This window comes from Erwinia tracheiphila (assembly GCF_021365465.1).
GTDB lineage: Bacteria > Pseudomonadota > Gammaproteobacteria > Enterobacterales > Enterobacteriaceae > Erwinia > Erwinia tracheiphila.
In genome coordinates, this window is sequence record NZ_CP089933.1 from 1 (window position 1) to 14,584 (window position 14,584).

General features: G+C 48.8%; 11 protein-coding genes. 8 read left to right on the forward strand and 3 right to left on the reverse strand.

The genetic code is table 11. The annotated features are described in order from the left end of the window. The 3 genes from repA (at position 1) to LU633_RS25515 (ending at position 2,999) form a co-directional block, all read left to right on the forward strand. Positions 1–864, forward strand: coding sequence for an incFII family plasmid replication initiator RepA (gene repA, locus LU633_RS25505; protein ID WP_016193194.1), 864 nt, complete (start codon positions 1–3; stop codon positions 862–864). A 1,163-nt stretch (positions 865–2,027) separates the two neighbouring features. After that, a complete protein-coding gene (locus LU633_RS25510) occupies positions 2,028–2,678 on the forward strand; it encodes an AAA family ATPase (protein WP_016193196.1) in 651 nt (216 codons plus the stop codon). 39 nt (positions 2,679–2,717) lie between these two features. Further along, on the forward strand, positions 2,718–2,999 hold the full coding sequence (locus LU633_RS25515; protein ID WP_016193197.1) for a ribbon-helix-helix domain-containing protein: 282 nt from the start codon (positions 2,718–2,720) through the stop codon (positions 2,997–2,999). Positions 3,000–3,415: 416 nt separating this feature from the next. On the opposite strand, the gene LU633_RS25520 is transcribed toward LU633_RS25515, so the two are convergent. Together LU633_RS25520 and LU633_RS25525 are read right to left on the reverse strand one after the other, a co-directional pair. Further along, positions 3,416–4,630, reverse strand: a complete 1,215-nt coding sequence (locus LU633_RS25520; protein ID WP_046371879.1) for an IS91 family transposase — start codon at positions 4,628–4,630, stop codon at positions 3,416–3,418. Between the two features lie 8 nt (positions 4,631–4,638). Next, positions 4,639–4,779, reverse strand: a complete 141-nt coding sequence (locus LU633_RS25525; protein WP_161796965.1) for a hypothetical protein — start codon at positions 4,777–4,779, stop codon at positions 4,639–4,641. Between the two features lie 563 nt (positions 4,780–5,342). Between LU633_RS25525 and LU633_RS25530 the strand changes: the two genes are divergently transcribed. From LU633_RS25530 to LU633_RS25550, 5 genes are all read left to right on the forward strand, one after another. Then, positions 5,343–8,054: a hypothetical protein gene (locus LU633_RS25530; protein ID WP_016193170.1), complete on the forward strand. Its 2,712-nt coding sequence runs from the start codon at positions 5,343–5,345 to the stop codon at positions 8,052–8,054. A gap of 80 nt (positions 8,055–8,134) precedes the next feature. Continuing rightward, a complete protein-coding gene (locus LU633_RS25535; RefSeq protein ID WP_016193171.1) occupies positions 8,135–8,326 on the forward strand; it encodes an IS3 family transposase in 192 nt (63 codons plus the stop codon). 457 nt (positions 8,327–8,783) lie between these two features. Continuing rightward, a complete protein-coding gene (locus LU633_RS25540) occupies positions 8,784–9,044 on the forward strand; it encodes a hypothetical protein (protein WP_016193173.1) in 261 nt (86 codons plus the stop codon). 286 nt (positions 9,045–9,330) lie between these two features. Beyond that, complete coding sequence (dinQ, locus tag LU633_RS25545) at positions 9,331–9,567, forward strand: damage-inducible type I toxin DinQ (protein WP_016193174.1); 237 nt, start codon at positions 9,331–9,333, stop codon at positions 9,565–9,567. A gap of 158 nt (positions 9,568–9,725) precedes the next feature. Then, positions 9,726–10,766: an IS481 family transposase gene (locus tag LU633_RS25550; protein ID WP_046372128.1), complete on the forward strand. Its 1,041-nt coding sequence runs from the start codon at positions 9,726–9,728 to the stop codon at positions 10,764–10,766. A gap of 462 nt (positions 10,767–11,228) precedes the next feature. Here the strand turns inward: LU633_RS25550 and LU633_RS25555 are convergent, their stop codons facing one another. Further along, positions 11,229–14,537, reverse strand: coding sequence for an autotransporter outer membrane beta-barrel domain-containing protein (locus tag LU633_RS25555; protein ID WP_016193188.1), 3,309 nt, complete (start codon positions 14,535–14,537; stop codon positions 11,229–11,231). Positions 14,538–14,584 lie beyond the last annotated feature (47 nt).

Genomic DNA, 14,584 nt, shown 5'->3' on the forward strand with positions numbered 1-14,584 from the left:
GTGGCTGACGCTCAGGCCCTGTTCACTCATTACCGGCAGGTCAAAAACCCGAATCCGGAATTCACCCCGCGTGAGGGCAAAAAGACCCTGCCGTTCTGCCGTAAGCTGATGGCGAAAGCCGAAGGCTTCACGTCCCGCTTCGATTTCTCCATGCACGTTGCGTTTGCGCGTTCGCTGGGTGTGCGTCACCGTATGCCACCACTGTTACGCCGCCGTGCCATCGATGCGCTGTTGCAAGGGCTGTGCTTCCACTACGACCCACTGGCCAACCGCGTCCAGCGTTCCATCACCAATCTGGCCATCGAGTGCGGGCTGGCCACCGAATCGAAAAACGGCAATCTGTCCATCACCCGTGCCACACGGGCGCTGAAGTTTATGGCGGAGCTGGGGCTGATTACCTACCAGACAGAGTATGATCCGCAGATCGGCTGTAACATTCCAACCGATATTACGTTCACCCCTGCCCTGTTCTCGGCGCTGGATGTTTCTGACGTGGCCGTTGTGGCCGCGAGGCGCAGTCGCGTGGAGTGGGAAAACCAGCAGCGTGAAAAACAACGTCTCCCCCGACTGGACATGGACGAACTGATAGCCAAAGCCTGGCGGTTCGTGCGTGAGCGGTTCCGGAGTTACCAGTCCGAACGCAAATCGCACGGGCTGAAGCGCGCCCGCGCCCGCCGTGACGCTGACCGTAACCGCCGCGATATTGAAACTATCGTGAAGCGGCAACTGACGCGGGAAATTGCCGAGGGCCGCTTTACCGGCAACCTGGACGCCGTGCGTCGGGAACAGGCAAGGCGTGTAAAAGAGCGAATGCTGATGTCCCGTGGCAACAACTATACGCGGCTGGCAACGGCCACCACCTGATCCCCTCTCCTTTCATTAATCCGGCTGACGTCGGAGGGTTCTGCACGTCTGTTACTCACCGTTGCTTATTATCTGAGCGAACGGGCATTACGCCCATCCATGATCCCTCCACTTTTCCTGCCAGACAGTGCTGAAATTTTGTCGCCAGTGCCATCTTTGCCCGATGAATTCAGTTACCCACACGTAACTGCAAGGGACTTTTTCCATAAGGTTACAACCGTTATACTCACAGAGCGCCAGCCGACCTGATTTCAAAGTGCGTGGTTCCCTTTAAAAACCTGCTCAGTACTTCTTTTAAATACCTTTTATGTTTTTCATATAAACAAATAACCTGTTCATCGTCTGCCCTATGGACAGCCTCAGAGAATGCCCGCCCTTGCAGCGGACTCACGTCCGCGCCGGTTCGATAAAAGCAAAGTTACCTCCCGTCGCTACGCGACAGGCACCGTAAGGCATCTGAATTTAGTTACAGCATTCAGAATCCGTTCCCGAAAACCCAGAATGTGCATATGTGTAACCTCATCAGCGCCCCCACCACTGAAAAGCGGCCCCGCCCCGGCCAGAGGCCGGAACAGCGTCGCTTTTAATGATGGATGTTGTAACTAGAACTAAGTCGCTTTGAGAAGTATCGCTGGAAGGTCTGGATTAACACGCCCGTAAGCGGCCCTCACGGCCCGCTAACGCGGAGATACGCCCCGACTGTGGCTACGCCTTGTCGTGACCACTCCGACAGCGCACAAAAGCTTCTGTATCGCTTTTAGCGGGTTTGTGTCTGGCAGGGTGAAGGAATGGATTGGCAGAACCTATCGGAACTGTAACCGGCTGCGCCGGGTCACGGTGCCATTCACCAATAAAACTATATTCAGCATCGGCTGGCACCTCCATGCCGCTTTGCGGCATTTAAATAACAGGCTGCGCACTGCTCGCCAGTAGGAAATATGTAGCTATTCGGATGTAATAGCCGCAACGCGAGCGACTGCCAGAGGATAATGCGGGATGAGTGTTTACTTCTAAATGGATTTCATTTTGCATTCATAATATTACTTTTTTAATATTAAATTAATATGATTAAAACATCAAAGAACCTATTGACATCACTTACCGAGGGTTTAATATAGCTGCGTCAATTCATCGTTTTTAATATTAAAATGGATTAAATTAAGATGATACTTACAATTGCAAATACGAAAGGCGGTGTGGGAAAGTCTACCCTGGCAGTAAACATCGCAGTGGAACGTGCCCGCTTAGGTAAACGTGTATGGCTGGTTGATGGAGACCGGCAGGGTTCCTCGCAAACAGCAATTTTGATCCGTAGTGAGGCGGGTTTAGAACCCGGCTTAGCATGTTCACATTTTCCTGACGGCCCAATTCTTAGGACGCAGGTTTTACAACAGAAATCTAATTTTGATGAGGTGATCATTGAATGTGGAGGTAGGGACTCAACAGCAATGCGTGCAGCATTAACGCTGACTGATATTCTCGTAGTGCCTTTCGTTCCCGGTAGTTTTGAAGTGTGGGCTATGGAAGATGTTGTCAATCTGGTGCGTGATGCCAGAAGTGTGCGAGATGGTTTAACAGCTTTCTCTTTACTCAACCGTGCTGATCCCAATCCTCGCAGCAATGATAATGCCGATATGCTGGATGCGATGAGAGAATATAACGAAGACATACAATTACTGGATCATACAATCAGGCAAAGGAAAGTTTTTGCAGCAGCAGCAGGAAGCGGAAGGTCTGTTTCCGAGCTTAAATTGCGTACTCATGAGAAGGCAGCTAAAACAGAGTTAGATACACTTGTTTCAATACTCTTTTAGAATTAAAGTAATATTAAAATAAACTCATTTGGATTTCATATGGCTATTACAAGAAAGCCAGTAGTCAAGGCAGAACCAGTAGATACCATTAGTAACTTCATAAATCAGGCTCCCGATGGCATTAAGAGTGAAACACCTCCCGAAAAAAAGGGAGTCGTCAAAGGTCAGCGGCAGCAGATTACAGTGACATTTGACCCTGATGTCATTGAGCTTTTAGATATCATGTCAACAGAAGAGGGGGTATCAAGAGCGGCACTAATCAGGATGGCAGTAAAACAACTCATTACTCGTGGAACCACTGTTGGTGGAACCAATCAGTAAATCATTTTAATATTAAAATGATATTGCTATGGATTAAATTAATTGGATAATAACATTATTGCAACTGCATATTATGTGAAAATTCCTGCAGACCTAAATTGCAATTTAGGTCTGTCAAACCTATTGGTGACTATGTTTGCCACCTTCCATCATATTCATCCCACCCCCGGCCGGTCTGGTCATTGGTAAGCAGACAGTCAATGACCATACAGTTACGAGCATCTGCTATCATATTAATTTCACTGAATAAATAATCTACCTGTTCATGGTTAGGAAACTGAATCATCGTTTTAAAAATTTCCTGACCATGAGCAGCAGTGTCTGTAATGCAGTAATGATGTGCCATCGGGAACGTTATGGTCATAAAATGGCATTTGCGGCGCGTTTTTAACCTGAAAGCTGTTTTTCAGACGCACTTATCCCGCAGTCTGTGCCAGAAGCCATCGTTTCCGGTCGATGTTATGCAGTCTTTCTGCCACCAACTCCGACGCGTGCCTCCCGGCCTGCGCACTGCTGAAGCGCAGTCGGTTGCCGCACAGAATGCATTTGTACGGATCCGTGCGCAGAAATTCTTTCATCAGCGCGGCGAAGCCGGGCTTCTCCGGTTTTTTCCGCGCTTCCATCTCCAGGGCTTCATACACCTTCGGCAGCAGGCTACCCCGTTTACGGTTTGATAAAAAACCGTAATAACGCACCATCTTAAAATGCTTCGCCGGGATATGGCTGATATAACGTCCGATCATATCTTCCTGCGTCAGCGTCTGCTGCCGGTACTGCTGCGTACGGTGGTCGTAATAGTGGTGCACCACCGCGCCGCCGCTGTAGTGCCTCAGCTTCGCCGCCGACACGGGGGGCCGTTTCAGGTACCGGCCCAGATATTTGACGCTCCGCCAGGCCCCCCGGGTCTTCTTCGCGAAGTGGACCTTCCAGCGGCGCCCGTACTGCGCCTGCAGATAGCGCAGCCACTGTTTTTTGTCGTGGATATGCCCCAGCCCCGGCAGCCTGCCGGGGTTAATCAGGTCATAGCTGTGGCGCAGCAGCCGGATGACGGCTCCGCGCCAGATTTCCTCCACGGCATGCTTTTTAAAGAAGAGGTCGCGCCATACGCCGTGTTTAATATCAAGCCCGCCGCGGGTGACGGAGAGATGAATGTGGGGATGCTGGTTGAGCTGGCGACCGTAGGTGTGCAGGGCGCAGAAGATACCGACTTCCACACCCTGTTTTCTGGCCCAGCGGAGCATGGCGCGGGTGGCTGCGCGGAACAGGGCATTGAGCAGAGGCCAGTTATTGTTGAAAAAGGGCCACAGCAGATGGGGCATGGTGAAGGTGATATGCTGCCAGTCGCAGTCGGGCAGAATTTGCTGTTGCTCTGTAATCCACTGCTCCGTGGCCTTATGTCCGCAGGAGCTGCAGCCTTTTGATTTACAGGTCTGGCAGAAGAAGCGGGTGTGGGTGCAGTCCGGGGAGGCGCAGCAGTATCGCTTCACCCCCATGGCAGCAGTGCCGCAGGCGAGCATGCGCTCGACGCAGAGTACGGTCCAGGGGCTGAGGGTGTCCCCGTGTTTATCCATATACCGGTTCCAGGCGTCATCAGTGGTGAACAGCAGTTTTGCCGGGCGCGGGATATACATGCGGCGGATTATCGCTCTGCAGTGGCACCGGTATTATAGTGCCAGTCGTCACAGTCATCGGCCCAGTTGTCGGTGTGTTTATCCCAGGGAGCGAAGGTCACCGGCAGCATGCCGGATTCTGTGGCGATAATAAACACATCGGCTGGCATGGACTCAAGGACGACATCGCCGTCGGGTGAGTCAGGCGGCTCAAAGCCGCGGATGATGCAGACGAGAGGCGGGTCGAAGTGTGTATCGAGGAAAAACTGTGGCCCCAGGTGGACACAGTGACGAATGGCATCCTGCGGAGTGTCGTAAAAAACTCGTCGGGGTCGTCATAATCGCTCCGGGGCGGAATGGACACCAGAAAACGCTTAGGATATCCGGGTATAGCGCGTCGGGACGAGGGCGTGGGTTTACGCTTTCTGGGGGCTTTGCTACGGGCCATGTGAATGATTTCCTGAGAAATTAACATACCGCAGAGTATAAAGCTGTGAGCCGGTCATGAACACCCTCGGAACGGCAGAGCCGTGACGCTCGCCCTGTAAGGGCGCTATGTTCATTAGCGACCTGGCTGAATTGTTTTCAGTGTCACGGCCAACAGTATACCGGACGTTAATACGGAGTCGGACACTTCCGGAAGGGAGTAAATAAGCGAAAGTGTTGTTAACTGAAAGTAATACAGGCACAGATATGCAATATAAGTCATTTTTACATGGACCAGGACTTAATCATGCCAGTATCAGCGTTGCAGCACAGAGTTACAGCCGGAGCTTATCAGAATAAACTTCACGATAATATCAAAGGGAACTTCACAACACAGGCTCAAAGCCTACACTCAGACCGTTCTGCCAACCCGGATGAAATACACCATTTAGGACGTAGTATTAACAGAGTAGTCAATTCTCACGAAGAACTGAGCAGGCCATCGTACCAGACTACATCTCCGCGACAGGGCATAGCCGCACCGCTGTTGATGCTGTTGAGCCAGGTAAGACTTGATGGTATCCCTGTTTCATCAACAACTGATATCCCTGCATTCACCTCAGAGAGAAGCATGTCCTCTCCAGTTTCCCGAGATACAGCGCATTCAGATAACAGCGGTAATGGCTTCAGTACTATGCTGAGTCCGGTTGCAAATGCTCTGTATGAAACAGGTAAGTTTATAGCCCGGCATGACCCACTGAGATTTCCAGGAGCAGATGCTGCAACTTTGCCAGGTGAGGGAGTAAACTCAATAACGGCCACAGACATAGCTAAGGATATAAATGAAAGCCGTTACTTATCTGGTGATATTGGTAAAAAAATAATAGAAATAGTTAGTACTATAGAGCGTCGCGAAGATTTAATTGCAATAAAAAACGTTATAAATAAACTTAATGGCATTGCCACTAACGCAGAAGATAAATACCCTTCAGATACTACTGAGAAAAATATTGACCATTTGATTTATCTCATAGAAAATTCAGATGGTATTATATCCGATTTTGAAATAAAACATCATCAAAACAGTTTCTGCAATCAACTTAAAATGCAGTTGGAAAATTATATTAAAACCGCAGTTGATATAACTGATAAAAAAGATGCATTAAAATTCAAAGAGTATATTGGAAAAATTCCTTCACTGAAGTTAACTCCAGACAGCAGAGGAGAAGGCTACGAGCCAGTAGAAAGTCAGGTCGCAAGTAATCTGGTGAGAAGTGTTTACTGGTTTCAAAACGATGACGGATATTCAGCAGCACATGGATTAAGATATGAAGCCCATAAAGCTATGCTCACATATATAATCGCTGAAAAAGGGCTTGGTGACCTAAACAAGTTGCCTGATAACTGGTACAAAGGCGATGAGGCCTTGCGATTGTTTAGTATACTTTACAGGGATCTAGAGAATAACTTAAAAAACAAAGGGGAAACTTACCTTATCAGGTCTGCCCGGCAATTTTACTCATCACTTCGTGGTTCATACAGTGGAGATAGTACTCTCGAAATCAAAGGATTAGAGAAAAAAACATTATCCTCGTACTCTGATAAAGATAAATTACTTGCACTAAGGTATTACTTCAATAAACCGGTAGATATAGAGTATCATCAGGAAACCAATAAACAGAGGTTTCTTAAAATTGTTGACTTTGTTCTTACATTACAATCAATTTCAGCAGTAATGCGCCCAAAGACCTCCTCTGGAGGGAATCACAGGCATCATCATAACGGGCAAAGAACTGTTACTTCGACTATATATGGTAAGCAGCCGGGAGGGAAGACAAGAAATTTCAGGCTGAAAATTAATAAAAAAAATAATGAGTTAGTCATCACCCCAACTAAAGGGGTGGGTTTAAAAAAACAAGGACTAATAAACCGTAAGAACAAAGAGATTCTATCAAATCGCAACAAAATAAGTGATGTGAAATTTAAATCAAGTAAAGGGAAAGTCAGTAATAAATTTCAGCCCACCGTATCCAGGGAAGTTCGTGATAAAATAATGCCGAATATGCATGCAGAAAACATTGATCCTAAAAAACTTTCCACTCCGAATGATATGGGTTTGATGCGGCATGAAAATGGCAGAAAATATATCAAGATAGATAAGTCCTATATAGAGGTAAAAGAACGAGAAGGCTATTTTTTCATCAAGAAAAATGGTGGAGGGGTAATAAATATCGAGTATAGAAATAATGAAATCCATTTAGAATCCCACAGGCACCGTCTTGCTCGTATAAAATACCAAGGGCTTAGTGGGAGAATGACAAGACCTGACCAAATGATAGCTAACAGATTAAAAGTTAGTGAAGTGAAAGCTAAAGAGATACTATCAAAATATGAATTCCCTGAAGGAATTCAGCTTTACACGGAAGGAACCTTTGCCATGTCAGTCAGGGATACCGGAACATTCCCCGAGTGGGCTAAAAGTTTTAAAAAAATAGATGCTAATGATTATGTTTCACCTTACAGAGAAAGCAAAGTTATGGATAATGGGCTGCACGGGTTTAATGGCAAAAGTAATTATTTTTATAGAGTAGATAACACCCCACCAGAAACAGTATTAAAAAATGGATTTAAAGCATCAGAAGATTATACTGCAATATCAAAGATGCTACCAGAGGATATGGATGGCGTTATTGTTGCAGAAAGCCTTGAAGGAGCACGGAGATATCAAACCATAAATAAAAATTCACATATCTACAGAATTGATGGGAAAAACGTTGAAGGTGTATCATTAAGAGATAATTTGTATACGAATGAAAAAGGACTGAATGATTTTTTAGGAGAACCATTAGCTAAAAAACACGCCACCTTAGAGTCTCTTGCTGAGGATACCAATGGTGCTATCTATCTTGATGAAGTCCATTTAAGAAAGGAAACCATTAGCCCAAGCGCAATAAGCATTGTGCATCCTCATGAAATTAGTGGGGATTTATCATCAGGACCATGGCAAAAATATTTATAATATAGTGCGTATGACACTTTACAGAGTCACAATGATAATTGTGACTTTGGTTTGCTGGTTGCGAACCCAGATCGGAAATTTTGGCGGGTTCCCGCTTACAACCCCATGAATGGCTGCTGCTTGTGCCCCAGCCAACGCGGGCCGATATGAAACAGGATGTGGCGACGTATATCCGTCACTACAACCTTGAGCGAAATCATGCAGCCGATGGAGGACTGTCTCCTGCGCTCTATGAGCGACTTACTGAGAAAAAAGTGTCCGGTTTAAATTGACCAGAACAGACTCTCTGTCGTTTTTGCAGAGTTATCCTGTGGAGGCTGATCGCTCAGTGATGCCTGAATGCGAGTGGCTGTCGGAAATTTCGGCGGTTCCGGCGTAGAACCCCGATATTGAAGCGGTGCTGTCAATGGCTCTGTTACCGTCAGTGACGCCACAGAACGGGAGCGCAGATTCAGAAGTTATAGACGGAAGCAATATGTCCTTTGTTGCGGCGTTTGAGGATAAGCCAAAACGGAACAAGGCAAAATATCAGTGTCCGGGGTGCGGTGTTGCTGTATGGGGTAAGGCCGGGCTGAATGTCCATTGCGGAGACTGTGAGCAAGCTTTCAGAGAAAGCTAAGTGCCAGCAAATTTCTACGACCGCAGCAGCTGGCCATCGATTTTTTGCCAGCAAATCTTTCTTCCGGATTCGTGCCGGCGTGACAAAAATGACAGCAAAAGAGGTTTTCTATGGGGCATTACACCATCAGAACAAATGACGAAGAAGATCAGGTTATCAGAAAGGCGCAGGAGGCTACCGGAATGGCGTCAGCCAGTAAAGCCTTTATGACGGCCATCCTTGAGCTTCAGCGTAACAGAGATGAGATAGCGCAGCTCTGGCACTCACTGGCGCAAGAAAAAGCGCGGTGTCAGGAGCTGGTATCATCGGTGAATCAATTCCGTTCCAGCCTGAATACGATGTTCGAGCTGGCCGACAACGGCAAAAGTTAATACCGATGTCGCCCCGGCGCTTCAGCTTAAAAAATCGGGATTATCACCCTTCACTCGAACTCAGATTTCACGTAGCTCACGCTGTTTCAGACGCAAAAAAGCCCGACTGGTGAGATCGGGCTTATTGCTTTCCGGTACGGAGTTGGTGCTCTGACCAGAGGGGAACTGTCTATACCTAACCATGTAAATAATACGCGCTGAATTACCTTTCTGCAAGTCTGGCGATAAGTGTATAATCAGCACGTTAGCTCTGTAGCGTTCTCCTCTGCTCTCTCCGCTATGCGGTATGAACAGATTAAAAGTCCTGGCTAAAACATCAGGTGGTGCTGGTTTTAGTGCTCTGGTCGGAGGGGAACTGTCTATACCTAACCATATAGAAACCGCTGTAACAGGCAGTGTAAGAGCAAGCAGCGGTGTTCTCTCTCCATTCATGGAGAAACGCATGGGCGCTTTTATTGATAAAGCAATCATGGTTCTGAGAGTGTTAATCGCGCTCCTGGAATTGATCCGCATGTTCTTCTGAGCATAGCGGAAACGTAACTAAGGCTGGGGGCTAACCACCTCCGGTCTTTAATAAAATGTATTAGTCGCGACTTGATCTGACACTGGACCTTGAAAGGTTGAGAGTTACCGGTTTTGATATGGGTGTCTAATCCTTAAACAAAACGCGAGGTAACTCTCATGCTTCATACTAACAATCCCATCATCAAACACAAAGCCGGCCTGCTCAATCTCGCCGAAGAACTCGGTAACGTATCAAAAGCCTGCAAGATCATGGGCGTGTCACGCGACACGTTTTACCGTTATCAGGAACTGGCTGCTGAAGGCGGCATCGATGCGCTGATTAACCAGAACCGCCGCGTCCCCAACCTGAAGAACCGCGCCGACGAAGCCACTGAACGCGCTGTTGTTGAATATGCCGTTGAGTTCCCGGCCCACGGGCAACACCGGACCAGTAATGAGCTGCGTAAAAAAGGCGTGTTTATCTCCGGTAGCGGCGTGCGCTCCATCTGGCAACGGCACGACCTGGAGAACTTCCGTAAACGCCTGAAGGCACTTGAGGAAAAGGTCGCCAGAGAAGGCATCGTGCTTACCGACGCTCAAATCGCAGCGCTGGAGAAGAAGGCCCACGATGACGAGGCCAGCGGAGAAATCGAAACTGCTCACCCGGGTTATCTCGGGTCGCAGGACACCTTCTACGTGGGCAATCTGAAAGGTGTGGGTCGTATCTACCAGCAGACGTTCGTGGATACGTACTCGAAAGTGGCACACTGCAAGCTGTATACGAGTAAAACGCCGATCACCGCCGCAGACCTGCTCAATGATCGCGTACTGCCGTTCTACGAGGCTCAGGGACTGCCGATGCTGAGGATCCTGACCGACAGGGGAACGGAGTACTGTGGTAAGGTGGAGCAGCATGATTACCAGCTGTATCTGGCCATCAACGATATCGACCATACAAAAACGAAGGCGATGTCTCCGCAGACGAACGGCATCTGCGAGCGCTTCCATAAAACTATTTTGCAGGATTTTTATCAGGTTACGTTCCGTAAGAAGTTATACGAAGACCTGGAGAGCCTGCAAACGGATCTGGACAACGGGTTGTGGCATTACAATAATGAGCGAACTCATCAGGGAAAAATGTGCTGCGGGCGTACGCCAATGGCCACGTTACTTGATGGTAAACGAGTCTGGGCAGAAAAAAATCTGAACCAGATGTAATCTGACAGACACCTGTATAAATAACCGGTAACTGTCAGATCAGGTCTGAGCTAGTACAAATAAAACCATCTTTTAGTTACAACATTCAACTGAAGTATTCACACACTCCCCACCTAGACTTTTTAGCTGAAATCATTTCTTTAGTGTGCTCAGGCGCTCATCGAGCGATTTATAAGCCTATATTGAATGTTGTAACTATAGGTCTGATTCTGCTTTATTCCTTTGTTTGACCGCACAGCTGATGGTTCCCCGGCTACAACGGGGTCTGACGCTCAGTGGAACGAAAACTCACGTTAAGAGGTTTGGCTGTGAGAAAGTACAAAGAAACTCTAAGACCTACTTGAACACAACACAGATTCGTGCAACTGTCTTAAAGGTCAAACCTTTCGGAATTCCCCGGCAAAGCCGGGGGAGCGGTGGGTTTAATTACGGCCCGCCGTATTATTTTTTCATCCTCAGATATCAGAAACGCCAGGTGGCTGAAAGATTACCTGCGATCGAGTCATAGCCAGAACGAAACAATTCGCTTTCAATCCCGATGCCCAATTCGACATCGGTGTTGATTTTATAGCTCATTCCAGCCTTAACCCCCAGTGCGTCACGGCCAGTCACCTGATTCCTGGAACTAAACCCTGTGCTGCGGTAGTTGGCGAAAGAGGCTTGTTGTACCACATTGCCATCCAGCAGTTCATGATCCCAGGTAAGCTGCAGTTCAGCTGCGATCGACGCCCCTGAAGCAAGCGGCAAATTCCAGTTACCATTCATCCCGATACTCGATCGCAGAGAATCGAAGGTCTCCGCCCCCAGCATCAGCCGGCTGCCGTCATTGCCGCTTTCCTTCACGCCTGGGCGATGTAATGTGGTGTAATTTAATGAAGTTATCGGTCCGGCGCTCATATTATCATTCAGGGCCCAACGATAGCCCCCGCCGGCCGTAAGAGAGCTTGACAATCCAGTCCAGCTGGCATGGTAGCTTGCTCCGTAAGTTTCTACATGAATGTTTCTATCCAGCCAGCTGTCTTCAATGCCGAATCGGCCATTGCCGAATAAATACATCCCTTCGGGCCTTTCAACGCCGTAACGAGCATGGATACCCAGATCGAAAGCAGTTGTTTTCCCATTCGCGGTTTCTGGTGATTTCACCGTCACAGACTGGCCGCTGACCGCACCATGAAAGCCATAAATCCAGTTGCGATCCTGCTCGTTTGTTTTTTCGGCGCCGAACACGATGCCATAACTGCTGGCGTCGTACCCTACACTGCCACCCTGGCGCTGCTGCCAGAAGCCGCCGCCAAAGGGTATGGCAAAGCTGCGCCATTCGCCTTCCGCCAGTTGTTTCGGCGTAACGACAGGATTAGGCCCGCCGATGATCCGCGTTATCTGCTGTTCTCGGTGAAGGGAACTCGCGAACATGGCGCTGTAAGCTGCCGCGGAAAGTTGCTGCAAGGCATTGCTGATACTCCCGCCATCAGTGGCTGAGAAATCCAGAGTACTATACAACGGTTGTATATCCGAATCGGCTACCGCCACAATTTTATCCAGCGCCTGACCCACCTGCCTCGCATTGTCGTCCTGTGCATACCGGCTGTAAGCGTTGGAGGCGCGCAGCATCGAGAGCTGCCAGCCATTCTCTCCCAGCGGCGTTGTCTGCAGCGCCAGCGTGGGTGAGCGGAGCAAGCTGTTCACCGCACTGAATTTGCCGCTGTACGAGTTGGTTTTTAGCAAATCTTGCGAATCCAGCCGCCAGTTTGCCGCATACCAGTCCGGCTGCGGCGCAAACGTCAGTTGACCGTTGAATTGTGCGTGACCGTCAACCCGCAGAGTATCATGCCCGCCGCGCCCGTCGACTTCCAACAGCAACTGCCCGGTATCGCCCTGTTGATAAGCGCCTGTTACATTGATTTGCCCGAGTGAATTGCCCGGCGCGAGGATGCCATTATTTACAAAGCGTCCTTCCTCGTTCAGGGTATAGCTGCCGTTGCCAGATAGTATGGCACCCGGCGCGATAGTCATGCTGTAAATCTGAAAGTCGCCATTAAGCGAGGTTTTCCCTCCGTGCGCGTTCAGTGCCAGATTATTGATACCTTCAATATTTCCACGGTAAGTAAAGCTGAAATCAGAATCAGCACCATCCGTCGCCTGCCCATGCGCACTGGCCTTCCGACCGAAGGTAAGCTGCGTCAACCGCTGCTGGCCGTAGGCATCCCGCTGGGCGTAGTCCGAGAAAATATCACCTTCCAGCCGGGTGCCATTTAATATGTTTATATTACCGACCAGCGCATTTGGCGAAATATAAATCGCCGCGCCTTTACCGGCAACCCGTCCGCTAATGTCGGCATTATCTACCAGGGATCCCTGCAACTCGGGTAATAATGCGTCGTTGTACCCGTCCACGATATGGAGCCAGGATCCACGATAATCCGCTTCGTTACCCAGGAGGTTATTGCCAAAGTCAAAGCTGATAGCGACACCATTAGCTCCTAACGCCTGAATATCGCCTCGCTGAATAAGGTTATGCTGTTTGCCGTAAGTAAACATCACACCCCGGCCATTGAGCCCATCGGCGTAGACCCGTGTTCCTGGTTCGATGTTCAGCGTGTTATTTTGCCCATCGATACGGATACCGGCGCCGCCAGCCCCTTGCGTCAACAGATCCGCTTGCTGAAATATGCGGTTATCGCTTCCATAAACATGCAGTCCAACCCCCTGCGTTGCAGTGTTATATTGCCCTGCCAGATAGCCATCCCCCTGCTGATTACGCAGAAAATAGCCATTGCGGTTGATGAGAGTTTGCCCATTGCCATACAGCGAAAAACCGAAAAAGTTACGTCGGTCAATCTGATACCCCATGTCCTGCAGCAACGCCAGTTCCGCTTCCATAAACGTTGTGTAATTGCGGTAGCCCTGGTGGCTCATCATGCTGTTCTTCAGCTCGATATGGCTCATGTAGTTATCATCGACCGAACCGCCGTCTCCCAACATTTTCACCGGCACGCCAGGCATGGCGCCTGCAAGCACTTCATCTACGTGCCTGCCTGTGAAATAGCCTTTATCGAGCCGTACATCAAAGCCTTGCGGATCCCATGGGTTATTGCATCCATTACACAGTATTACCTGCCCTGGCCGGGCAGGATTGCCATGATCATCCCGTAGATGGCTGGTCCAGGAGCCAAAAGGCTGAGTATCGAAGGCCGGGGTGAATGTACCTTCCCCCTGCAGGTCAGTAACCATATTGGAGATGCCCAGGCCATGGGCCAGCTCATGAACAGCGACGCTGACCAGATCCGTCTTTCCGGTACGCGGCAATTGAGCAGGCACATAGGGAATGTCGTCAAAATCCATTTTGCCCATGATGAACTGGGCATGGGAACCGAAGGTCAACTCTCCGGTATCAATGCCGCTCAAAGCCCCCTGCAGCTGCGTCAGACTAATAACGCCATTGTTTACTGAATCGCTGGATCCCGCTGCATTATTAACGTCAAACGTACCGACATTGATAATGGCGGGCAATTGCCCTGGTCTGGGGGTGATAACTTCAGCCCAGTAACGCATGGCATCGAGTATTTTTTCTTTCTGTTGCTGACCCAGAGCCCAGGTTGACTCAAAAGGTTGCGGCCAATCCGGCATAAACGGGCCGTCGCCAACATCAAAGAAACGCACCTGAAATACAGCAATATTTTGCGGGCTATAGACCAGATAGCTTTCTCCGGCATATGAATTATTACTGGCTAATAAACCGGTTAACGCAGCCGTCATGAAAAGCTTTTTCATATTAACCATCCTTGTGTGAAAAAAAGTAATTTCCTACGTCAATATAA

Coding starts and splice junctions, on each gene's coding strand:
- LU633_RS25515 (WP_016193197.1), top strand. CDS start 2,718: ATGGCTATTACAAGAAAGCCAGTAGTCAAGGCAGAACCAGTAGATACC.
- LU633_RS25540 (WP_016193173.1), top strand. CDS start 8,784: ATGGGGCATTACACCATCAGAACAAATGACGAAGAAGATCAGGTTATC.
- LU633_RS25530 (WP_016193170.1), top strand. CDS start 5,343: ATGCCAGTATCAGCGTTGCAGCACAGAGTTACAGCCGGAGCTTATCAG.
- LU633_RS25520 (WP_046371879.1), bottom strand. CDS start 4,630: ATGTATATCCCGCGCCCGGCAAAACTGCTGTTCACCACTGATGACGCC.
- LU633_RS25510 (WP_016193196.1), top strand. CDS start 2,028: ATGATACTTACAATTGCAAATACGAAAGGCGGTGTGGGAAAGTCTACC.
- LU633_RS25550 (WP_046372128.1), top strand. CDS start 9,726: ATGCTTCATACTAACAATCCCATCATCAAACACAAAGCCGGCCTGCTC.
- dinQ (WP_016193174.1), top strand. CDS start 9,331: ATGAACAGATTAAAAGTCCTGGCTAAAACATCAGGTGGTGCTGGTTTT.
- LU633_RS25525 (WP_161796965.1), bottom strand. CDS start 4,779: ATGCCAGCCGATGTGTTTATTATCGCCACAGAATCCGGCATGCTGCCG.
- LU633_RS25555 (WP_016193188.1), bottom strand. CDS start 14,537: ATGAAAAAGCTTTTCATGACGGCTGCGTTAACCGGTTTATTAGCCAGT.